Origin of the sequence: Flavobacterium sp. LHD-80 (assembly GCF_030929605.1) — a bacterium.
GTDB lineage: Bacteria > Bacteroidota > Bacteroidia > Flavobacteriales > Flavobacteriaceae > Flavobacterium.
In genome coordinates, this window is the sequence record NZ_JAVFVS010000011.1 from 98,027 (window position 1) to 117,271 (window position 19,245).

Here is a 19,245-nt window from a genome sequence, read left to right on the forward strand (position 1 = left end):
AATGTCAGTAAGAAAATTAAAACCTATTACCCCAGGTCAGCGATTTAGAGTTGTGAATGGTTATGACGCCATTACAACTGATAAGCCGGAACGCTCTTTGATAGCGCCGATAAAAAACTCTGGAGGTAGAAATAGTCAAGGAAAGATGACCATGCGTTATACGGGTGGTGGTCACAAGCAGAGATATCGTATTATTGATTTCAAAAGAACTAAAGATGGAATTCCAGCTACAGTGAAATCAATCGAATACGATCCAAATCGTACTGCATTTATTGCTTTATTAGCTTATGCTGATGGAGCAAAAACTTATGTTATTGCTCAAAACGGATTGAAAGTTGGTCAGAAATTAGTTTCTGGTCCAGAATCTCAACCTGAAATTGGTAATACATTACCTTTAAGCAGAATTCCTCTTGGAACTGTTATATCTTGTATTGAGTTACGTCCAGGACAAGGAGCTGTTATTGCTCGTTCAGCTGGAACTTTTGCTCAGTTAATGGCAAGAGACGGGAAATATGCAACAATTAAAATGCCATCTGGTGAGACAAGATTAATCTTGTTGACTTGTTCGGCTACAATTGGAGCTGTTTCTAATTCTGATCACCAATTAGTTGTATCTGGAAAAGCAGGTAGAACAAGATGGTTAGGAAGAAGACCTAGAACTAGACCAGTAGCGATGAACCCAGTTGATCACCCTATGGGAGGTGGTGAAGGACGTTCTTCTGGAGGGCACCCACGTTCAAGAAACGGATTGCCAGCTAAAGGTTACAGAACTCGTTCTAAGAAAAACCCGAGTAACAAGTATATCGTAGAACGTAGAAAGAAATAATAAGATATGGCACGTTCATTAAAAAAAGGACCTTTCGTTCATTATAAATTAGACAAGAAAGTTCAAGAAAACGTAGAAAGTGGTAAAAATAGTGTAGTAAAGACTTGGTCTAGAGCTTCTATGATTACTCCAGATTTCGTTGGACAAACTATCGCAGTTCATAACGGTCGTCAATTTGTACCAGTTTACGTAACAGAAAACATGGTAGGTCACAAATTAGGAGAGTTTTCACCAACTAGATCTTTTAGAGGTCATGCTGGAGCAAAAAATAAAGGTAAAAAATAAGAAGCAATGGGAGTTCGTAAAAGAGAAACAGCAGATGCGAGAAAAGAGGCTAATAAGTCTATTGCTTTCGCAAAATTGAATAACTGCCCTACTTCACCTAGAAAAATGCGCTTAGTAGCGGACTTGGTAAGAGGTCAGAAGGTAGAAAGAGCACTTAACATTTTAAGATTCAGTTCTAAAGAAGCTTCAAGAAAATTAGAAAAACTATTATTATCTGCAATCAACAACTGGGAGCAAAAAAATAGTGAAGGTAATTTAGAAGAAGCTGGATTATTTGTTAAAGAGATCAGAGTAGATGGTGGAATGATGTTGAAAAGACTTCGTCCAGCTCCACAAGGTCGTGCACACAGAATCAGAAAACGTTCTAACCACGTAACAATCGTGCTTGGAGCTATCAATAACACACAAAGCAATTCTTAAGCAGCATGGGACAAAAGACAAATCCAATTGGAAATAGACTTGGTATCATCAGAGGATGGGACTCAAACTGGTATGGTGGAAATGATTACGGTGATAAATTAGCCGAAGATCACAAAATCAGAAAGTATATCCATGCTCGTTTATCAAAAGCTAGTGTATCAAAAGTAATCATCGAGAGAACTTTGAAACTTGTAACCGTTACTATCACTACTGCTAGACCTGGTATCATTATCGGAAAAGGTGGACAAGAGGTAGACAAGTTAAAAGAAGAACTTAAGAAAGTTACTGACAAAGAGGTTCAAATTAACATCTTTGAAATCAAAAGACCTGAGTTAGATGCTTATCTTGTGGCGACAAGCATCGCTCGTCAAATCGAAAGCCGTATTTCTTACAGACGTGCAATCAAAATGGCTATTGCTGCTTCTATGCGTATGAACGCTGAAGGTATCAAAGTTTTGATTTCTGGTCGTTTGAATGGAGCTGAGATGGCGCGTTCGGAAGGTTTCAAAGAAGGTAGAATTCCTCTATCAACTTTCAGAGCTGACATTGATTATGCTTTGGCTGAAGCTCATACTACTTATGGTAGAATGGGTATCAAAGTATGGATCATGAAAGGTGAAGTTTACGGTAAGAGAGAACTTTCTCCACTTGCTGGAATGGACAAAAAACAATCTGGTACAGGTGGTGGTAAAGGTGGAGATGCTCCTAGAGGCAAATCTAACTTTAACAAAGGTGGTAAACCAGACGCTCGTAAAAGAAAGTAAATTTTTAAACTAAAGAAAAATGTTACAGCCTAAAAGAACAAAATACCGTAAGGTACAAAAAGGTAAAATGAAAGGTAACTCTCAAAGAGGGCATGAACTTTCTAATGGAATGTTTGGTATTAAATCTGTACATGAAGATGGAATGTTCTTAACTTCTCGTCAAATCGAAGCTGCACGTATCGCTGCAACTCGTTACATGAAGAGAGAAGGACAATTATGGATTAAAATATTTCCAGACAAACCTATCACTAAGAAACCTCTTGAAGTACGTATGGGTAAAGGTAAAGGAGCAGTTGAGTATTGGGCTGCTGTTGTTAAACCAGGAAGAATTATGTTTGAAGTTGGAGGAGTTCCGTTATCAGTTGCAAAAGAGGCTTTACGTCTTGCAGCTCAGAAACTTCCAGTAAAAACTAAATTCGTCGTTGCTAGAGATTTCGAAGCATAATTTATATTTATTATGAAACAATCAGAAATAAAAGATCTTTCTGCAGCGGAGTTGCAAGAAAAGCTTAGTCAAACTAAGAAAGTATATGCTGACCTAAAAATGGCTCACGCTATTTCTCCAATTGCTAACCCACTTCAAATTAGAAGCGTTAGAAGAACAGTTGCAAGATTAGCTACAGAGTTAACTAAAAGAGAGTTACAATAATTGTATTCTGCTGAAAGATGGAAGAAAAAAGAAATTTAAGAAAAGAAAGAATAGGTGTTGTTACTTCAAATAAAATGGATAAGTCTATTGTTATTGCTGAAGTAAGAAAAGTAAAACACCCATTATACGGTAAGTTCGTGTTGAAAACTAAGAAATATGTTGCACACGACGAAACAAACGACTGTAACATTGGAGATACTGTAAGAATTAGCGAAACGCGTCCTTTAAGTAAAACAAAATGTTGGAGATTAGTTGAAATCTTAGAAAGAGCTAAATAATTATGGTACAACAGGAATCAAGACTAAAAGTAGCAGATAACACGGGAGCTAAGGAAGTTTTAACTATCCGTGTTTTAGGAGGTACCAAAAGAAGGTATGCCTCTGTTGGTGACAAGATTGTAGTATCTATTAAAGATGCAACTCCAAACGGAAACGTTAAAAAAGGAGCTGTTTCAACTGCAGTTGTTGTACGTACCAAAAAAGAAGTGAGAAGAGCTGATGGTTCTTATATCCGTTTCGATGACAATGCATGCGTTCTTTTGAATGCTGCAGGTGAGATGAGAGGGACTCGTGTTTTTGGTCCGGTAGCAAGAGAACTTCGTGAAAAACAATTCATGAAAATTGTATCATTAGCACCAGAAGTGCTTTAATTCGTTTTAAGATGATAAAGCTAAAAATAAAATCAGGAGATATCGTAAGAGTTATTGCTGGAGACCATAAAGGTGCTGAAGGTAAAGTTTTACGTGTTTACCGTGAGAAAAATAAAGCGATAGTTGAAGGTGTGAACATGGTTTCAAAACATACAAAACCAAGTGCTAAAAACCCTCAAGGTGGTATCGTTAAGAAAGAAGCTTCTATTCAAATTTCTAACATTGCTTTAATTGATCCTAAAACTAAGGAAACAACTAGAGTAGGAGTTAGAGTAGAAGGAGATAAGAAAGTAAGATTTTCAAAAAAATCTAATCAAGTACTATAGTAATGGCATATACACCTAGACTAAAAGAAGAATATAAGAGTAGAGTAATCTCTGCTCTTAAAGAAGAGTTCGGATATACAAACGTAATGCAAGTTCCAAAACTTGAAAAAATCGTTTTGAGCCGTGGAGTTGGTGCAGCTGTATCTGATAAAAAACTTATTGACTATGCTGTTGATGAGTTAACAAAGATCACTGGACAAAAAGCAGTATCTACAATTTCAAAGAAAGACGTTGCGTCTTTCAAATTGAGAAAGGGAATGCCTATTGGAGCAAAAGTTACTTTACGTGGTGAAAGAATGTATGAGTTTTTAGATAGACTTATTACTTCTGCTTTACCACGTGTTAGAGATTTTAGTGGTATCAAAGCTACTGGTTTCGACGGAAGAGGTAATTACAATCTTGGAGTTTTGGAGCAAATCATTTTCCCAGAAATTGATATTGACAAAGTAAACAAAATCTCAGGAATGGATATTACATTTGTTACTACTGCAAAAACAGACAAGGAAGCAAAGTCATTATTGGCTGAATTAGGATTACCTTTTAAAAAGAATTAAGACATGGCTAAAGAATCAATGAAGGCCCGTGAGGTTAAAAGAGAGAAAACGGTAGCTAAGTACGCTGAAAAAAGAAAAGCTTTATTAGAAGCTGGAGATTATGAAGGCTTACAAAAATTACCTAAAAATGCTTCACCAGTTCGTTTGCACAATCGTTGCAAATTAACAGGTAGACCAAGAGGTTATATTCGTCAATTTGGTATTTCACGTGTAACTTTCCGTGAAATGGCTAATAATGGGTTAATTCCTGGAGTTAAAAAAGCATCTTGGTAATCTCGCAATAAGTTATTACTTTTGCAAACCAAAAAATAATTTTTAATTGATTAAAGGTTCAGGAAGCATAGTGCTTCCTGAAAACCGTAATCGCAATCAAATACATATGTATACAGATCCTATTGCAGATTATTTGACTAGAGTTCGTAACGCTGTGGCTGCAAACCACAAAGTTGTTGAAATTCCAGCTTCTAATCTAAAAAAAGAAATAACTAAGATCTTATTTGATCAAGGTTATATCTTAAGTTACAAATTTGAGACGAACACTGTTCAAGGTTCTATCAAAATTGCTTTGAAGTATGATAAAGATACTAAAGAGCCTGTAATCAAAGATATCCAAAGAATTAGTAAACCTGGTTTACGTAAGTACGCAGGTGCTGCCAAATTACCTAGAATCCTTAATGGATTAGGAATTGCTATTGTTTCTACATCAAAAGGTTTGATGACTGGAAAACAAGCTAAGCAATTAAATGTAGGTGGTGAAGTAATTTGTTACGTATACTAATTTTAAACACTAGATAAGATGTCAAGAATAGGTAAAAGCCCAATTGTAATCCCTGCTGGTGTAACTGTTGAAGTTAAAGACGGTATTATTACAGTAAAAGGAAAAAAAGGTCAACTAGTTCAGGAGTTTTCGGACGTAACTGTAACTGTTGAAGGTGATCAAGTTTCAGTAGAAAGATCATCTGATCATAAAGACCATAGAGCAAAACACGGATTATTCAGATCTTTGATCAGTAATATGGTTGTTGGTGTATCTGAAGGTTTCACAAAAGAACTAGAATTAGTTGGAGTTGGTTATAGAGCTTCAAACCAAGGTCAAAAATTAGATTTAGCTCTTGGATATTCTCACAATATTGTTTTAGAAATTGCTCCAGAAGTATCTTTAGAAACAATATCTGAAAAAGGTAAGAACCCTATCGTAAAATTAACATCATTTGATAAACAACTTTTAGGTCAAGTAGCTGCGAAAATCAGAGGTTTCCGTAAGCCTGAGCCATATAAAGGAAAAGGTGTTAAATTTGTGGGTGAAGTATTAAGAAGAAAAGCAGGTAAATCAGCTTAAAAAATAAGATTATGTCATTAACAAAATCTGAAAGAAGACAGAGAATTAAATTCAGAATTAGAAAATCGGTTAGTGGTTCTGCTGCAAGACCTAGATTATCTGTGTTTAGAAGTAATAAAGAAATTTACGCTCAAATCATTGATGATGTAAATGGAGTTACTATATTAGCTGCATCTTCTAGAGAAAAAGAAATAGGAAAAGGTACTAACGTTGAAGTAGCTGCTGCTGTTGGAAAACTAGTTGCGGAGAAAGCGTTAAAAGCTGGGATTGATACCATCACTTTTGATAGAGGTGGATATTTATATCACGGTCGTATTAAATCATTAGCAGAAGGCGCAAGAGCCGCTGGACTTAAATTCTAATATATTATGTCTAAATACAAAAATGTAGAATTGGTAAAACCTAGTGGTCTTGAACTTAAAGATCGTCTAGTTAGTGTTAATCGTGTTACTAAAGTTACAAAAGGTGGTAGAGCTTTCGGTTTTTCTGCTATTGTAGTTGTAGGTGATGAAAATGGAGTGGTTGGTCACGGATTAGGAAAATCTAAAGACGTTTCTGAAGCAATTGCGAAAGCAGTAGAAGATGCTAAGAAAAATTTAGTAAAAATTCCTTTGAACGGACAATCTGTTCCTCACGAACAAAAAGGTAAATTTGGTGGTGCACGTGTATTCTTAATTCCTGCTTCTCATGGTACAGGAGTTATTGCTGGTGGAGCTGTTCGTTCAGTTCTTGAATCAGTAGGTATTCACGATGTATTATCTAAATCTCAAGGATCATCAAATCCTCATAACGTAGTGAAAGCAACTTTTGATGCTTTATTACAAATGAGAAGCGCTCATACTGTTGCAAAACAAAGAGGTGTTTCTTTAGAAAAAGTTTTTAAAGGTTAATTCAAGGAAATTATGGCTAAATTATTAGTAAAACAAGTAAGAAGCAAAATCAACTGTCCTCTTTCTCAAAAGAGAGGTTTGGAAGCTTTAGGTCTACGTAAAATGGGACAAGTTGTAGAGCATGATTCAAACCCTGCTATCCTTGGTATGATAAACAAAGTTAAACACTTAGTTTCTGTTGAAGAAGCTAAATAACAAATACTGTTATGAATTTAAGTAACTTACAACCAGCTGAAGGATCAACGCACAATCAAAATAAAAGATTAGGTAGAGGAGAAGGTTCTGGAAAAGGTGGCACTGCTGCAAGAGGTCACAAAGGAGCAAAATCTCGTTCTGGTTATTCTAAAAAGATTGGTTTTGAAGGAGGGCAAATGCCACTTCAAAGACGTGTACCTAAGTTTGGTTTCACAAACATCAATCGTAAAGAATACGAAGGTGTTAATTTAGATACGCTTCAATTATTAGTAGACAAAGGTGTTGTTACTGATTCTGTTTCTATGGCAGAATTTGTTGCAAACCGTCTAGCTACCAAAAATGAAATCGTTAAGATTTTAGGAAGAGGAGAATTGAAAGCAAAATTAAAAGTAACTGCTCACAAATTTACTGCTACTGCAAAAGCTGCTATTGAAGCTGCTGGAGGAGAGGCTGTAACAATATAATTTTTCTATTGTATGAAGAAATTTATTGAATCAATTAGCAATGTTTGGAAAATCGAAGAACTAAAGAATAGAATTCTAATCACTTTAGGATTGCTTTTAGTATATCGTTTTGGAGCACACGTTACGCTTCCTGGAATTGACGCAACTCAATTGATGGGGTTAGCAGGACAAACTAAAAATGGTTTAGGATCTATCCTAGACATGTTCACCGGAGGTGCATTTTCTAAGGCTTCAGTTTTTGCTTTAGGAATTATGCCTTATATTTCTGCATCTATTGTTGTTCAGTTAATGGGAATTGCGATTCCTTATTTACAAAAACTTCAAAATGATGGGGAGAGTGGTAGAAAAAAGATTAATCAAATTACACGTTGGTTAACTATTGCTATTACATTGGTTCAAGGTCCAACTTATATCTATAATTTATACAGAACATTGCCTGGTAGTGCTTTTCTACTAGGCTTTAATTCACCTGAATTTTTATTCTCGTCTGTAATCATTTTAGTTACTGGTACTATTTTTGCTATGTGGCTAGGTGAAAAAATTACTGATAAAGGTATTGGAAATGGAATTTCATTATTGATTATGGTTGGTATTTTAGCTCGTTTACCACAAGCTTTTATGCAAGAATTTAAGTCTGTAGTTACAAACAACACTGGAGGCTTAATGTTAATGGCCATTGAAATTATTGTATGGTTATTAGTAATTATTTCTTGTGTATTGCTTACAATGGCAGTACGTAGAATTCCAGTACAGTATGCTCGTCGTACTACAACTGGAGACTATGAGCAAGATTTGGCAGGTGGTAATAGACAGTGGATTCCTCTTAAGCTTAATGCTTCTGGAGTTATGCCAATCATTTTTGCTCAGGCAATTATGTTTATACCTGCGGCTGTAGCTGGATTATCTAAATCAGATACATCACAATCTATTGTTGGAGCATTTAGTAATATGTTCGGTTTTTGGTATAATTTTGTATTTGCAACTTTAATTATTGTATTTACATTTTTCTATACTGCAATTACTGTTCCTACGAACAAAATGGCTGATGATTTAAAAAGAAGTGGTGGTTTTATTCCTGGTGTTCGTCCAGGAGCTGAGACTTCAGATTTCTTAGATAAAGTGATGTCTTTAATAACTTTCCCAGGATCTTTATTCCTTGCTTTGATTGCTGTGTTCCCAGCTATTGTTGTAAGTATTATGGATGTACAACAATCTTGGGCAATGTTTTTTGGAGGTACCTCATTAATAATTATGGTTGGGGTTGCAATAGATACTATTCAACAAATCAATTCATACTTGTTAAACAAGCATTATGATGGTTTAATGAAGACTGGTAAAAATAGAAAAGCGGTAGCTTAATATATTTATGGCAAAACAATCAGCAATAGAACAAGACGGATCAATCATTGAAGCATTGTCAAATGCGATGTTCCGTGTGGAGTTAGAAAATGGACATGTTGTAATTGCTCATATTTCTGGTAAAATGCGAATGCATTACATCAAATTATTACCTGGTGATAAAGTGAAACTAGAAATGAGTCCTTATGATTTGTCAAAAGCAAGAATTACTTATCGATATTAAAGGATAATTACTATGAAAGTTAGAGCATCAGTAAAAAAGAGAAGTGCCGAGTGCATTATCGTGCGTAGAAAAGGGAGACTGTACGTAATAAACAAAAAGAATCCTAGATTTAAACAAAGACAAGGATAATTATGGCAAGAATAGCAGGGGTAGATATCCCAAAAAACAAAAGAGGTGTTATCGCACTTACCTACATCTTTGGATTAGGAAAAAGTAGAGCTATTGAGATTTTAGAAAAAGCTCAAGTAAGCCAAGATAAAAAAGTTCAAGATTGGAATGATGACGAGATCGGAGCAATTCGTGATGCAGTTTCATTTTACAAAATTGAAGGAGAATTACGTTCTGAAGTTTCTTTGAACATCAAACGTTTAATGGATATTGGTTGTTACAGAGGTATCCGTCATAGATCTGGTCTTCCATTAAGAGGACAAAGAACTAAAAACAACTCTAGAACAAGAAAAGGTAAAAGAAAAACTGTTGCTAACAAGAAAAAAGCAACTAAATAATAAGTAATATGGCTAAAGCAACTGCAAAAAAACGTAAAGTTATCGTTGAATCAACGGGTGAAGCTCATATTTCTGCCACTTTCAACAACATCATTATTTCGTTGACAAATAAGAAAGGTGAAGTTATTTCTTGGTCTTCAGCTGGTAAAATGGGTTTCAGAGGTTCTAAAAAGAACACTCCGTATGCAGCTCAAATGGCAGCAGAAGATTGCAGCAAAGTAGCTCTTGAGGCAGGACTTAAAAAAGTTAAAGTTTATGTAAAAGGACCAGGAAACGGGCGTGAGTCTGCTATCCGTTCTATTCATAACGGTGGAATTGAAGTTACTGAGATTATCGATGTTACTCCAATGCCTCATAACGGATGTCGTCCTCCTAAGAGACGTAGAGTTTAATACTCAAAATTTATTATAGTATAACCTAGATAGAAAATAGATTATCGAAGGATAAGACCTGAATTCATAATCTCTATCTTAAACAAATTAAAATGGCAAGATATACTGGTCCTAGCACAAGAATCGCTCGTAAATTTGGCGAAGCAATCTTCGGAGATGATAAATCTTTCGAAAAAAGAAATTACCCACCTGGACAACACGGGATGGCTAAAAAAAGAGGAAAAAAATCTGAGTACGCTGTTCAGTTAATGGAAAAGCAAAAAGCTAAATATTCTTATGGAATTTTAGAAAAACAATTCAGAAATTTATTCGAAAAAGCATCAGCAACTAAAGGTGTAACTGGTGAGGTTTTATTACAATTATGCGAAGCAAGATTGGATAATGTTGTTTTTAGAATGGGAATTGCTCCATCTAGAAGAGGTGCTCGTCAAATTGTATCTCACAGACACATTACTGTTAATGGTGAAGTTGTAAATATCCCTTCTTACCACCTTAAGCCTGGTGATAAAGTTGCAGTTCGTGAAAAATCTAAATCTTTAGAAGCTATCGAACGTTCTTTATCAAATTCAAGTCATGTTTATGAATGGATTACTTGGAACAATGATCTTAAAGAAGGAACTTTCGTTTCTGTACCTGCAAGACTTCAAATTCCAGAAAACATTAAAGAACAATTAATCGTAGAGTTGTACAACAAATAATAATTGACTTAGTCGAAATTTATGGCAATATTTAATTTTCAAAAGCCCGATAAAGTTATCATGATCGATTCAACCGATTTTGAAGGTAAATTTGAATTTAGACCTTTAGAACCTGGTTACGGATTGACAGTTGGTAATGCACTTAGAAGAGTTTTGCTTTCAGCATTAGAAGGTTATGCAATTACATCTGTTCGTATCGAAGGTGTAGATCATGAGTTTTCTACTATTTCAGGTGTTGTTGAAGATGTTACCGAAATTATCCTTAATCTAAAACAAGTACGTTTCAAACGTCAGATCGAAGATATAGATAATGAAGCAGTTACAATTTCTGTTTCTGGTAAAGATCAATTGACAGCAGGTGATTTTCAAAAATTTATTTCAGGTTTCCAAGTTTTGAATCCAGACCTTGTTATCTGTAATTTAGATTCAAAAATCAAATTGAACTTCGATTTAACAATCGAAAAAGGTAGAGGATACGTTCCTGCTGAAGAGAACAAAAAACAGAATGCTGCAATTGGAACCATTTTTACAGATTCTATTTTTACTCCGGTAAAAAATGTAAAATATGCAATTGAAAACTTCCGTGTTGAGCAAAAAACAGATTATGAAAAATTAGTTTTTGAAATTAAAACTGATGGATCTATTAATCCAAAAGATGCTCTTACTGAAGCTGCCAAAGTTTTAATTCACCATTTCATGTTGTTTTCTGACGAAAGAATTACACTTGAGGCTGACGAAATTGCACAAACAGAATCGTATGATGAAGAGTCATTGCATATGAGACAATTGCTTAAAACTAAGCTTGTTGATATGGATTTATCTGTAAGAGCATTAAATTGCTTGAAAGCGGCTGAAGTTGATACACTTGGTGATTTAGTATCGTTCAATAAAAATGACCTAATGAAATTCCGTAATTTTGGTAAAAAATCTCTAACTGAACTTGATGAACTTGTTGCAGTTAAAAATTTAACTTTCGGAATGGATTTAGCTAAATACAAATTAGATAAAGAATAATTTACTTCATATTTTGCTCTCCATAGTGGATTGTAGCAAGATGAAGATAAAAAAAACACGTCATGAGACACGGAAAAAAATTCAACCACTTAAGCAGACAGACTGGACATAGAAAAGCTATGTTGGCTAATATGGCTTGTTCTCTTATTGAGCACAAACGTATTAATACTACTGTTGCTAAAGCTAAAGCGCTTAAACAATTTGTTGAGCCTTTAATCACAAAATCAAAAGAAGATACGACTCACAACCGTCGTATTGTTTTTGCTTACTTACGTAGCAAATATGCTGTAACTGACTTGTTCAGAGATGTAGCTGCTAAAGTTGGTGACCGTCCAGGTGGATACACTCGTATCATTAAAGTTGGAAATCGTTTGGGAGATAACGCTGATATGGCGATGATCGAACTTGTAGATTTCAATGAACTTTACAATGGAGGTAAAAAAGAAGTTAAAAAAGCAAAAAGCCGTCGTGGTGGTAAAGCTAAAAAAGCTGAAGGTACTCCTGAAGCTCCTGCTGCTGAATCAGAAACGACTACTGAAGCTTCTGAATAATTATGAAAGTAATGATTCTATAGAAATCAAGGATAAGCTAATTTTTAGTTTATCCTTTTTTTTTGATTTTTTTTAAAGACTGTAAAATTTAACTTTTTTGAATGCTTAGGTTTTATTTTTCTGAATGAATTTTTTAAAAAATCTTGGAAGCACTCTTTTAAAGAAGTAAATTTGCAAAATATCTAATTACAATGAAACTAGCTTTGCTGGTTTTATAAGACGATTAAAAACAATACAAATTAAAGAATGAAATACACAACACGACAAAGCGCCATTTTATTACTAAGTGATGGAACTATTTTTCACGGAAAATCTATCGGGATTAGCGGTAAGACTTTTGGTGAAGTTTGTTTTAATACTGGAATGACCGGATATCAGGAGATTTTTACAGATCCTTCCTATTTTGGACAAATAATGGTAGCAACAAATGCTCACATTGGAAATTATGGTGTTAATGATTTAGAGGTAGAATCTGATAGTATCAAAATTGCTGGTTTAGTTTGTAAAAACTTCAGTTTTAATTTTTCTCGTGAATTAGCTTCAGGGAGTTTAGAAGATTACTTTACAAAACAGAATCTAATCTGTATTTCTGATGTTGACACTCGTGCACTTGTAAGTTATATCCGTGATAATGGCGCTATGAATGCTGTTATATGTACTGATGGAACTTCGATTGAAGATTTAAAAAAAGAATTGGCAAACGTGCCAAATATGGAAGGTTTGGAGTTGGCGTCAAAAGTATCAACTACTGAGCCTTATTTTTTTGGTGATGAAAATGCGACTTACAAAGTTTCAGCACTAGACCTTGGAATAAAAAAGAACATTTTAAGAAATCTTGCAAAAAGAGATTGTTACATTAAAGTGTATCCTTATAATTCGACATATAAAGATATGTCTGAATTTAATCCTGATGGATATTTCTTGTCAAACGGACCTGGTGATCCAGATCCTTTGTTTGGAGCTATCGAAGTTGCAAAAGAGATATTAGCTGATAATAAACCATTATTCGGAATTTGTTTAGGTCACCAGGTTATTGCCTTGGCAAATGGAGTTAAAACTTATAAAATGTTTAATGGGCATCGTGGAATTAACCATCCTGTGAAAAATTTAATTACAGGTAAAGGTGAAATCACATCTCAAAATCATGGTTTTGCTGTTAATAAAGAACAGTTGGATAATCATCCTGATTTAGAAATTACACACTTACATTTAAATGATGGTACAGTAGCAGGTATGCGTATGAAAAACAAAAACTGTTTTTCTGTACAGTATCACCCAGAAGCTAGTCCTGGGCCACATGATTCGTCTTATTTGTTTGATCAATTCGTAGAGAACATTAAAGAAGCTTCTGCTAAAACGATATAGTTAATAAATAAAGCTGTTTAATAGTGAGAATGCATTTTTTCTATTAAATATTTTTATAATTTCGAAAAAAAATATAATTTATTAATAAAAAACAAAAATAATGAGTATTATAATTAAAGTTCACGCAAGACAAATTCTTGATTCTAGAGGAAACCCAACTATTGAAGTTGATGTAGTAACTGAAAATGGGGTTTTAGGTAGAGCTGCTGTTCCATCTGGAGCATCAACTGGAGAGCACGAAGCTGTTGAATTACGTGATGGAGGTAAAGCTTATCTAGGTAAAGGAGTTTTGAATGCAGTGAATAATGTAAATACTGTTATTGCTGAAGAATTAGTTGGAACTTCTGTTTTTGAACAAAATACTATCGATCAATTAATGATTGATTTAGACGGTACGCCTAATAAATCTAAATTAGGAGCTAATGCAATTTTAGGAGTTTCTTTAGCTGCTGCTAAAGCTGCTGCAAATGAACTTGGATTGCCTTTATACAGATATGTAGGTGGAGTTTCTGCTAATACATTACCTGTGCCAATGATGAATATCATCAATGGTGGTTCTCACTCTGACGCACCTATTGCATTCCAAGAATTTATGATTTTCCCAGTAAAAGCTACTTCTTTTACACATGCTATGCAAATGGGAACTGAGATTTTTCACAGCTTGAAAAAAGTATTGCATGACAGAGGTTTAAGTACAGCTGTAGGTGATGAAGGAGGTTTTGCTCCAAACTTGGCTGGTGGTACTGAAGATGCTTTAGATACTATCAAATTAGCGGTTGAAAAAGCAGGATATACTTTCGGTGACGAAATTATGATTGCTCTTGACTGTGCTGCTTCTGAGTTTTATGTAAACGGTAAATACGATTATACTAAATTTGAAGGTGAAACTGGAAAAATCAGAACTTCTGAAGAGCAAGCAGATTATTTAGCTGAACTTGCTTCTAAATATCCAATTATCTCTATCGAAGATGGTATGTACGAAGATGACTGGAATGGATGGAAATACTTGACTGAAAAAATTGGAAATAGAGTACAATTAGTTGGTGATGATTTATTTGTTACTAACGTTGAGCGTTTGTCAACTGGAATCGAAAAAGGAATTGCTAATTCAATTTTAGTAAAAGTAAACCAAATTGGAACTTTAACAGAAACTATTGCTGCAGTAAATATGGCTAAAAATGCTGGATATACTTCAGTTATGTCACACCGTTCTGGAGAAACAGAAGATAATACTATTGCTGATTTAGCGGTTGCTTTAAACTGTGGACAAATCAAAACGGGTTCTGCTTCACGTTCTGACCGTATGGCTAAATACAACCAATTATTGAGAATTGAAGAAGAGCTAGGAAGTACTGCTTATTTCCCTGGCTTAAACGCTTTCAAGATCAAATAATTGTAAGAGTTATATATTGAAAAGAAACCATTCGTGTTAACGAATGGTTTTTTTTTGGAGTTTTAACAAATTCATAGCAGGATTCTTTTTTTAATTAGTCTTAAATTCCTTAGATTTGATAAATTATTATTTTATAGAATTATTCCCGATTATATTATGTCAAAAATAGCTACATTAGAAGTAGATGGTAAAAAAATTGAACTTCCGGTTATCACAGGAAGCGAAAATGAATCAGCTATCGATATTAACAAATTACGTGACTTAACAGGTATTATTACAATTGATCCAGGTTATAAAAACTCGGGATCTTGTACAAGTGAAATCACTTTCTTAGACGGAGAATTAGGAATTTTGCGTTATAGAGGATACTCAATCGAAGATTTGGCTGATAAAGCTAGTTTTTTAGAAGTATCATATCTTTTAATTTTTGGAGAATTGCCTACTGCAGCTGAGTTGGAGCAATTTGAAAATGGTATTAAAAAACATTCGTTAGTAAACGAAGAAATGAAAAATATCATTGACGGCTTCCCAAAAACTGCACACCCAATGGGCGTATTGTCTGCTTTGACAAGTGCTTTAACAGCTTTTAATCCAAAAGCGGTAAACGTTGAAAATGAAAAAGAAATGTATGAAGCAATTTGCAAAACAATGGCTAAATTTTTAGTTATTGCAACTTGGACATACAGAAAATCAATGGGTTATCCGTTGAATTATTATGATAATACAAAAGGATATGTTGAGAGCTTTATGCAGTTGATGTTTAAATTGCCTACTGGTCCATATGCAGCAAATCCTGTAATTGTTAATGCCTTAGATAAATTATTTATTCTTCATGCAGATCACGAACAAAACTGTTCTACTTCAACAGTAAGAATGGTAGGTTCTTCTCATGCAGGTTTATTTGCATCAGTTTCTGCTGGAGTTTCTGCACTTTGGGGACCTCTTCACGGAGGTGCTAATCAAGCTGTACTTGAAATGTTGGAAGATATCAATAATGATGGTGGAGATACTGATAAATTTTTGGCGAAAGCAAAAGATAAAAATGATCCTTTCCGTTTAATGGGATTTGGTCATAGAGTTTATAAAAACTTCGATCCAAGAGCAAAAATCATTAAAAAAGCAGCTAAAGAAGTTTTAGAAACTTTAGGTGTTGAAGATCCAATTTTAGAAATTGCTAAAAAATTAGAAGCAGCGGCTCTTGAAGATGAATACTTCAAATCAAGAAACTTATATCCAAACGTTGATTTCTACTCTGGAATTATTTACAGAGCATTGGGAATTCCAACAGATATGTTTACAGTTATGTTTGCTATTGGAAGACTTCCAGGCTGGATCGCACAATGGAAAGAAATGCGTGAAAACAAAGAACCAATTGGAAGACCAAGACAAATTTACACAGGTCATCCTTTGAGAGAATTTAAACGTAACAAATAAAAAACAGAAAGCTTCACTTACAATGTGAAGCTTTTTTTATCTTTGCTCAAAATATAATAAAGTCATGTTGCAATTAAATGTAAAGAACGAAACTTCAAGACTGCGAGCTGTAGTTTTGGGTTCAGCCGTTCATAATGGGCCAACTCCAACCTTAGAGGAAGCTTATGACCCTAAGTCATTGGAACATATTAAAGCAGGAACATATCCAATAGAAAAAGACATGGTTCCTGAGATGGAAGCTTTTAATTCTGTTTTTCAAAAATATGACGTAAAAGTTTATCGTCCGGAAATGATCGAGAATTATAATCAGATTTTTGCCAGAGATATAGGATTTGTAATTGATGATGTTTTTGTGAAATCGAATATATTGCCTGATCGCGAACGTGAATTAGATGCGATTCAATATGTAATTGACCAAATTGATCCGCAAAAAGTTGTTCGTCCGCCAGAAGAAGTTCACATTGAAGGCGGTGATGTTATGCTTTGGAATGACCATATTTTTATAGGTACTTATAAAGGGAGTGATTATAAAGATTATATCACTGCCAGAACTAATATGCATGGTGTTAATTTTATCAAAGAGCTGTTTCCAAATAAAATTGTAAAAGAATTTGATTTGGTTAAATCAAAATTAGAAGCTAGAGATAATGCATTGCACTTAGATTGCTGTTTTCAGCCAGTTGGTGAAAATAAAGGGATTATTTATAAAAGAGGTTTCCGTGAAGAAGCTGATTATTTGTATTTGGTAAATCTTTTTGGAAAAGAAAATTTATTTCATATCGAAAGAAATGAAATGTATAATATGTTTTCAAATGTATTTTCTATCGACAAAAATGTTGTGGTTTCGGAGAAGAATTTCACGCGATTAAATAATTGGTTGCGTGCAAATGGTTTTACGGTTGAAGAAATTCCGTATGCCGAAATCGCTAAGCAAGAAGGCTTGTTAAGATGTTCAACTTTGCCATTAATAAGAGATTAAAATAATTGTTTCAAGTTTGAGGTTTCAAGTTTTTACAGAACGTGAAGCCTCAAACTTGAAACAAAAAAAAATAAAAAATGAGACAGACAACAAACGCAATCGTAATGATTAGGCCAGTTGCTTTTAGAATGAATGAGCAGACTGCGGTTAATAATTATTACCAAAAAGTATTAGACGGTTTATTGCCAAGTACTGTTAATGCAAAAGCGCAACAAGAATTTGATGTTTTTGTTGAAAAGCTGAGAGCTGTTGGAGTTGATGTAACTGTAATCGAAGATACATTGGAAACAGATACTCCGGATAGTATTTTTCCGAACAATTGGGTTTCATTTCATGAAAATGGAGATGTAGCGCTTTATCCAATGTTTGCTGAAAATAGACGTCAAGAACGTCGCGAGGATATTTTAGATACTTTAGAAGAAAAGGGTTTCGAAATATCTAATATAATGGATTATACTTCTGCAGAAGATGATGGTTATTTTTTAGAAGGAACCGGAAGTTTGCTTTTAGATCGTGCCAATGCAAAAGCATATTGTGCATTATCACCTCGTGCTGACGAAGAATTATTCATTGAATTTTGTGAAGATTTTGATTATGCACCTGTAATATTTGAAGCTTTTCAGACTGTTGATGGTGAGCGAAAACTGATTTATCATACCAATGTAATGATGTGCCTTGGAGAAACTTTCGCGGTCATTTGTGCAGATTGCATTGATGATAAAAAAGAGCGCAAAATGGTTCTTGATAATTTGAAAGACGATAAAAAAGAAATCATTCTAATTACCGAAGATCAAGTAAATAATTTTGCTGGAAATATGTTAGAAGTTAGAGGGGCAAATGATAAAAAATATATTGTAATGAGTGCATCGGCACATCAGAGTTTGACTCCTAAACAAATAGCACAATTAGAAAAGCATGCTGAAATTTTGAGTTCAAGTCTAGATACTATCGAAGCTTGCGGAGGTGGAAGTGCAAGATGTATGATGGCTGAAGTTTTCTTGCCAAGAAACTAAAAATACAATTTTAATAAGACACAAAAAAATGGGATAAAGCTTAAGTTTTATCCCATTTTTTATGGTTGAAAAAGATGATTTATATTAAAAATTCCCCTTTATAATATTTACAATAGAACTTACGATATATTGAATTCCGATGGAAATTACAATAAAACCAACAATTCTTGATATCGCTACAATTCCAGACGCACCCAGTATTCTTGCGAGATAGTGAGCACTTTTTAGAATTGCAAAAATAACAACAGCAATGGCTAAAATAGCAAGACACGAAAAGATGATTTCTTCCATTTGATGATGTTCCTGGTAGAATGCTATTAGCAATGACATTGATCCAGGACCTGCAAGCATTGGAATTGCTAGAGGCGTTAGCGCAATGTCGTTTCTCTGTTGAGCTTCGTTTTCGATCTTTTTATTGATGCCTCGTTTCTTGTTGAATTTTCCCGACAATAATGAAAAGCCTGAATTTACAATTACAATTCCTCCTGCAATTCGTAATGCATCAATGCTTATTCCAAAAAATGTTAAAACATATTGCCCAATAAAATAAGAGACCAGTAAAATTATACCAACATTTATTGCGGTCCAAAGTGAAATTCTCGAGCGTTCTTTTTGAGAATCATGTTGTGTCAATCCGACAAAAATTGGTACCGTACCAATTGGGTTTAATACTGAAAAAAGTGCGGCAAATAAATAAATGAATAGATCCATAGAGTTGTGATTTGTCAAGTAAAAGTAGTTAAATTTTGAGATTTGAAAGTTATTTTATTGAACTCTATATTTAGAAAACTATTTTTTCAATACTATTCTATTGTTATGGGGAATAATTAATTTTCAAAGTTATAGTTAGTTTGATTTTTTTTATAATAATTATCTCATAGTTGTCTTTTTATGGCTTATTGTGGTAAAATTGGGGGCTTTAATTGGTTTATTTTGAGGAATACTAATTTTAAAACC

31 protein-coding genes are annotated in these 19,245 nt (G+C 34.1%); 30 read left to right on the forward strand and 1 reads right to left on the reverse strand.

Features of this window, described 5'->3' with window-relative positions; genetic code table 11:
- Position 1: 1 nt before the first annotated feature.
- The 30 genes from rplB (at position 2) to ctlX (ending at position 18,288) form a co-directional block, all read left to right on the forward strand.
- Entirely contained in the window at positions 2-826 is an 825-nt protein-coding gene (gene rplB / locus RB619_RS15220; protein WP_308098957.1) for a 50S ribosomal protein L2, read from the forward strand.
- A gap of 6 nt (positions 827-832) precedes the next feature.
- Positions 833-1,111: a 30S ribosomal protein S19 gene (gene rpsS / locus RB619_RS15225; RefSeq protein WP_012022488.1), complete on the forward strand. Its 279-nt coding sequence runs from the start codon at positions 833-835 to the stop codon at positions 1,109-1,111.
- Between the two features lie 6 nt (positions 1,112-1,117).
- Positions 1,118-1,531 carry a 50S ribosomal protein L22 gene (gene rplV, locus RB619_RS15230; RefSeq protein WP_007803631.1) on the forward strand — a complete coding sequence of 138 codons (414 nt, stop codon included), beginning with the start codon at positions 1,118-1,120 and terminating at the stop codon, positions 1,529-1,531.
- A 5-nt stretch (positions 1,532-1,536) separates the two neighbouring features.
- Positions 1,537-2,295, forward strand: a complete 759-nt coding sequence (gene rpsC, locus RB619_RS15235) for a 30S ribosomal protein S3 (RefSeq protein ID WP_008464292.1) — start codon at positions 1,537-1,539, stop codon at positions 2,293-2,295.
- Between the two features lie 19 nt (positions 2,296-2,314).
- Positions 2,315-2,740 (forward strand): 50S ribosomal protein L16, encoded by a 426-nt coding sequence (rplP, locus tag RB619_RS15240; RefSeq protein WP_017495016.1) that lies wholly within the window; start codon positions 2,315-2,317, stop codon positions 2,738-2,740.
- A 12-nt stretch (positions 2,741-2,752) separates the two neighbouring features.
- Positions 2,753-2,944: a 50S ribosomal protein L29 gene (gene rpmC, locus RB619_RS15245; protein WP_008464297.1), complete on the forward strand. Its 192-nt coding sequence runs from the start codon at positions 2,753-2,755 to the stop codon at positions 2,942-2,944.
- 17 nt (positions 2,945-2,961) lie between these two features.
- Complete coding sequence (rpsQ, locus tag RB619_RS15250) at positions 2,962-3,222, forward strand: 30S ribosomal protein S17 (protein WP_007803646.1); 261 nt, start codon at positions 2,962-2,964, stop codon at positions 3,220-3,222.
- Between the two features lie 2 nt (positions 3,223-3,224).
- Entirely contained in the window at positions 3,225-3,593 is a 369-nt protein-coding gene (gene rplN / locus RB619_RS15255) for a 50S ribosomal protein L14 (protein WP_007803649.1), read from the forward strand.
- Positions 3,594-3,604: 11 nt separating this feature from the next.
- A complete protein-coding gene (gene rplX / locus RB619_RS15260; RefSeq protein WP_144338057.1) occupies positions 3,605-3,919 on the forward strand; it encodes a 50S ribosomal protein L24 in 315 nt (104 codons plus the stop codon).
- 2 nt (positions 3,920-3,921) lie between these two features.
- Entirely contained in the window at positions 3,922-4,473 is a 552-nt protein-coding gene (gene rplE / locus RB619_RS15265) for a 50S ribosomal protein L5 (RefSeq protein ID WP_017495015.1), read from the forward strand.
- Positions 4,474-4,476: 3 nt separating this feature from the next.
- The gene (gene rpsN / locus RB619_RS15270; protein ID WP_031456037.1) at positions 4,477-4,746 is read left to right on the forward strand and encodes a 30S ribosomal protein S14; all 270 of its coding nucleotides are present in this window, start codon (positions 4,477-4,479) and stop codon (positions 4,744-4,746) included.
- Between the two features lie 106 nt (positions 4,747-4,852).
- A complete protein-coding gene (gene rpsH, locus RB619_RS15275; RefSeq protein WP_029272051.1) occupies positions 4,853-5,251 on the forward strand; it encodes a 30S ribosomal protein S8 in 399 nt (132 codons plus the stop codon).
- A gap of 18 nt (positions 5,252-5,269) precedes the next feature.
- Positions 5,270-5,812: a 50S ribosomal protein L6 gene (gene rplF, locus RB619_RS15280; protein WP_111285050.1), complete on the forward strand. Its 543-nt coding sequence runs from the start codon at positions 5,270-5,272 to the stop codon at positions 5,810-5,812.
- Between the two features lie 11 nt (positions 5,813-5,823).
- Entirely contained in the window at positions 5,824-6,174 is a 351-nt protein-coding gene (rplR, locus tag RB619_RS15285; protein ID WP_035650451.1) for a 50S ribosomal protein L18, read from the forward strand.
- Positions 6,175-6,177: 3 nt separating this feature from the next.
- Positions 6,178-6,702 (forward strand): 30S ribosomal protein S5, encoded by a 525-nt coding sequence (rpsE, locus tag RB619_RS15290; protein WP_085950926.1) that lies wholly within the window; start codon positions 6,178-6,180, stop codon positions 6,700-6,702.
- Between the two features lie 12 nt (positions 6,703-6,714).
- On the forward strand, positions 6,715-6,897 hold the full coding sequence (gene rpmD, locus RB619_RS15295) for a 50S ribosomal protein L30 (RefSeq protein ID WP_017495010.1): 183 nt from the start codon (positions 6,715-6,717) through the stop codon (positions 6,895-6,897).
- Between the two features lie 11 nt (positions 6,898-6,908).
- A complete protein-coding gene (gene rplO / locus RB619_RS15300; protein WP_308098966.1) occupies positions 6,909-7,361 on the forward strand; it encodes a 50S ribosomal protein L15 in 453 nt (150 codons plus the stop codon).
- A 12-nt stretch (positions 7,362-7,373) separates the two neighbouring features.
- The gene (secY, locus tag RB619_RS15305) at positions 7,374-8,720 is read left to right on the forward strand and encodes a preprotein translocase subunit SecY (RefSeq protein WP_029272054.1); all 1,347 of its coding nucleotides are present in this window, start codon (positions 7,374-7,376) and stop codon (positions 8,718-8,720) included.
- Positions 8,721-8,727: 7 nt separating this feature from the next.
- Positions 8,728-8,943: a translation initiation factor IF-1 gene (gene infA, locus RB619_RS15310; protein WP_026714631.1), complete on the forward strand. Its 216-nt coding sequence runs from the start codon at positions 8,728-8,730 to the stop codon at positions 8,941-8,943.
- A gap of 12 nt (positions 8,944-8,955) precedes the next feature.
- Positions 8,956-9,072, forward strand: a complete 117-nt coding sequence (gene ykgO, locus RB619_RS15315; protein ID WP_002987490.1) for a type B 50S ribosomal protein L36 — start codon at positions 8,956-8,958, stop codon at positions 9,070-9,072.
- Between the two features lie 2 nt (positions 9,073-9,074).
- Complete coding sequence (gene rpsM, locus RB619_RS15320; RefSeq protein ID WP_012022478.1) at positions 9,075-9,449, forward strand: 30S ribosomal protein S13; 375 nt, start codon at positions 9,075-9,077, stop codon at positions 9,447-9,449.
- 8 nt (positions 9,450-9,457) lie between these two features.
- Positions 9,458-9,841: a 30S ribosomal protein S11 gene (rpsK, locus tag RB619_RS15325; protein ID WP_007803677.1), complete on the forward strand. Its 384-nt coding sequence runs from the start codon at positions 9,458-9,460 to the stop codon at positions 9,839-9,841.
- 92 nt (positions 9,842-9,933) lie between these two features.
- Complete coding sequence (gene rpsD / locus RB619_RS15330) at positions 9,934-10,539, forward strand: 30S ribosomal protein S4 (RefSeq protein ID WP_029272055.1); 606 nt, start codon at positions 9,934-9,936, stop codon at positions 10,537-10,539.
- A 21-nt stretch (positions 10,540-10,560) separates the two neighbouring features.
- Positions 10,561-11,553 carry a DNA-directed RNA polymerase subunit alpha gene (locus tag RB619_RS15335; protein WP_026109818.1) on the forward strand — a complete coding sequence of 331 codons (993 nt, stop codon included), beginning with the start codon at positions 10,561-10,563 and terminating at the stop codon, positions 11,551-11,553.
- 62 nt (positions 11,554-11,615) lie between these two features.
- On the forward strand, positions 11,616-12,104 hold the full coding sequence (gene rplQ, locus RB619_RS15340) for a 50S ribosomal protein L17 (protein WP_017495007.1): 489 nt from the start codon (positions 11,616-11,618) through the stop codon (positions 12,102-12,104).
- Between the two features lie 246 nt (positions 12,105-12,350).
- Entirely contained in the window at positions 12,351-13,469 is a 1,119-nt protein-coding gene (carA, locus tag RB619_RS15345) for a glutamine-hydrolyzing carbamoyl-phosphate synthase small subunit (RefSeq protein WP_308098987.1), read from the forward strand.
- A 100-nt stretch (positions 13,470-13,569) separates the two neighbouring features.
- Positions 13,570-14,862 carry a phosphopyruvate hydratase gene (gene eno / locus RB619_RS15350; protein WP_308098989.1) on the forward strand — a complete coding sequence of 431 codons (1,293 nt, stop codon included), beginning with the start codon at positions 13,570-13,572 and terminating at the stop codon, positions 14,860-14,862.
- A 156-nt stretch (positions 14,863-15,018) separates the two neighbouring features.
- Entirely contained in the window at positions 15,019-16,296 is a 1,278-nt protein-coding gene (locus RB619_RS15355; protein WP_308098992.1) for a citrate synthase, read from the forward strand.
- Between the two features lie 64 nt (positions 16,297-16,360).
- Positions 16,361-17,275 carry an arginine deiminase family protein gene (locus RB619_RS15360; RefSeq protein ID WP_308098994.1) on the forward strand — a complete coding sequence of 305 codons (915 nt, stop codon included), beginning with the start codon at positions 16,361-16,363 and terminating at the stop codon, positions 17,273-17,275.
- A gap of 77 nt (positions 17,276-17,352) precedes the next feature.
- Positions 17,353-18,288, forward strand: a complete 936-nt coding sequence (ctlX, locus tag RB619_RS15365; RefSeq protein ID WP_308098997.1) for a citrulline utilization hydrolase CtlX — start codon at positions 17,353-17,355, stop codon at positions 18,286-18,288.
- Between the two features lie 84 nt (positions 18,289-18,372).
- Here the strand turns inward: ctlX and RB619_RS15370 are convergent, their stop codons facing one another.
- Entirely contained in the window at positions 18,373-18,999 is a 627-nt protein-coding gene (locus RB619_RS15370) for a MarC family NAAT transporter (RefSeq protein WP_155103717.1), read from the reverse strand.
- Positions 19,000-19,245: the final 246 nt, after the last annotated feature.

Excerpts from the sequence above, each read along its gene's own strand:
- rpsS (WP_012022488.1), top strand. The coding sequence starts at position 833 with ATGGCACGTTCATTAAAAAAAGGACCTTTCGTTCATTATAAATTAGAC.
- rplV (WP_007803631.1), top strand. The coding sequence starts at position 1,118 with ATGGGAGTTCGTAAAAGAGAAACAGCAGATGCGAGAAAAGAGGCTAAT.
- RB619_RS15360 (WP_308098994.1), top strand. The coding sequence starts at position 16,361 with ATGTTGCAATTAAATGTAAAGAACGAAACTTCAAGACTGCGAGCTGTA.
- rplF (WP_111285050.1), top strand. The coding sequence starts at position 5,270 with ATGTCAAGAATAGGTAAAAGCCCAATTGTAATCCCTGCTGGTGTAACT.
- rpmC (WP_008464297.1), top strand. The coding sequence starts at position 2,753 with ATGAAACAATCAGAAATAAAAGATCTTTCTGCAGCGGAGTTGCAAGAA.
- secY (WP_029272054.1), top strand. The coding sequence starts at position 7,374 with ATGAAGAAATTTATTGAATCAATTAGCAATGTTTGGAAAATCGAAGAA.
- eno (WP_308098989.1), top strand. The coding sequence starts at position 13,570 with ATGAGTATTATAATTAAAGTTCACGCAAGACAAATTCTTGATTCTAGA.
- carA (WP_308098987.1), top strand. The coding sequence starts at position 12,351 with ATGAAATACACAACACGACAAAGCGCCATTTTATTACTAAGTGATGGA.
- RB619_RS15355 (WP_308098992.1), top strand. The coding sequence starts at position 15,019 with ATGTCAAAAATAGCTACATTAGAAGTAGATGGTAAAAAAATTGAACTT.
- rpsM (WP_012022478.1), top strand. The coding sequence starts at position 9,075 with ATGGCAAGAATAGCAGGGGTAGATATCCCAAAAAACAAAAGAGGTGTT.
- rplB (WP_308098957.1), top strand. The coding sequence starts at position 2 with ATGTCAGTAAGAAAATTAAAACCTATTACCCCAGGTCAGCGATTTAGA.
- rplR (WP_035650451.1), top strand. The coding sequence starts at position 5,824 with ATGTCATTAACAAAATCTGAAAGAAGACAGAGAATTAAATTCAGAATT.
- rplN (WP_007803649.1), top strand. The coding sequence starts at position 3,225 with ATGGTACAACAGGAATCAAGACTAAAAGTAGCAGATAACACGGGAGCT.
- ykgO (WP_002987490.1), top strand. The coding sequence starts at position 8,956 with ATGAAAGTTAGAGCATCAGTAAAAAAGAGAAGTGCCGAGTGCATTATC.
- rpmD (WP_017495010.1), top strand. The coding sequence starts at position 6,715 with ATGGCTAAATTATTAGTAAAACAAGTAAGAAGCAAAATCAACTGTCCT.
- rpsN (WP_031456037.1), top strand. The coding sequence starts at position 4,477 with ATGGCTAAAGAATCAATGAAGGCCCGTGAGGTTAAAAGAGAGAAAACG.
- rpsD (WP_029272055.1), top strand. The coding sequence starts at position 9,934 with ATGGCAAGATATACTGGTCCTAGCACAAGAATCGCTCGTAAATTTGGC.
- RB619_RS15370 (WP_155103717.1), bottom strand. The coding sequence starts at position 18,999 with ATGGATCTATTCATTTATTTATTTGCCGCACTTTTTTCAGTATTAAAC.
- rplE (WP_017495015.1), top strand. The coding sequence starts at position 3,922 with ATGGCATATACACCTAGACTAAAAGAAGAATATAAGAGTAGAGTAATC.
- rpsC (WP_008464292.1), top strand. The coding sequence starts at position 1,537 with ATGGGACAAAAGACAAATCCAATTGGAAATAGACTTGGTATCATCAGA.
- rpsH (WP_029272051.1), top strand. The coding sequence starts at position 4,853 with ATGTATACAGATCCTATTGCAGATTATTTGACTAGAGTTCGTAACGCT.
- rplO (WP_308098966.1), top strand. The coding sequence starts at position 6,909 with ATGAATTTAAGTAACTTACAACCAGCTGAAGGATCAACGCACAATCAA.
- rplQ (WP_017495007.1), top strand. The coding sequence starts at position 11,616 with ATGAGACACGGAAAAAAATTCAACCACTTAAGCAGACAGACTGGACAT.
- rplX (WP_144338057.1), top strand. The coding sequence starts at position 3,605 with ATGATAAAGCTAAAAATAAAATCAGGAGATATCGTAAGAGTTATTGCT.
- rpsK (WP_007803677.1), top strand. The coding sequence starts at position 9,458 with ATGGCTAAAGCAACTGCAAAAAAACGTAAAGTTATCGTTGAATCAACG.
- infA (WP_026714631.1), top strand. The coding sequence starts at position 8,728 with ATGGCAAAACAATCAGCAATAGAACAAGACGGATCAATCATTGAAGCA.
- rplP (WP_017495016.1), top strand. The coding sequence starts at position 2,315 with ATGTTACAGCCTAAAAGAACAAAATACCGTAAGGTACAAAAAGGTAAA.
- ctlX (WP_308098997.1), top strand. The coding sequence starts at position 17,353 with ATGAGACAGACAACAAACGCAATCGTAATGATTAGGCCAGTTGCTTTT.
- RB619_RS15335 (WP_026109818.1), top strand. The coding sequence starts at position 10,561 with ATGGCAATATTTAATTTTCAAAAGCCCGATAAAGTTATCATGATCGAT.
- rpsQ (WP_007803646.1), top strand. The coding sequence starts at position 2,962 with ATGGAAGAAAAAAGAAATTTAAGAAAAGAAAGAATAGGTGTTGTTACT.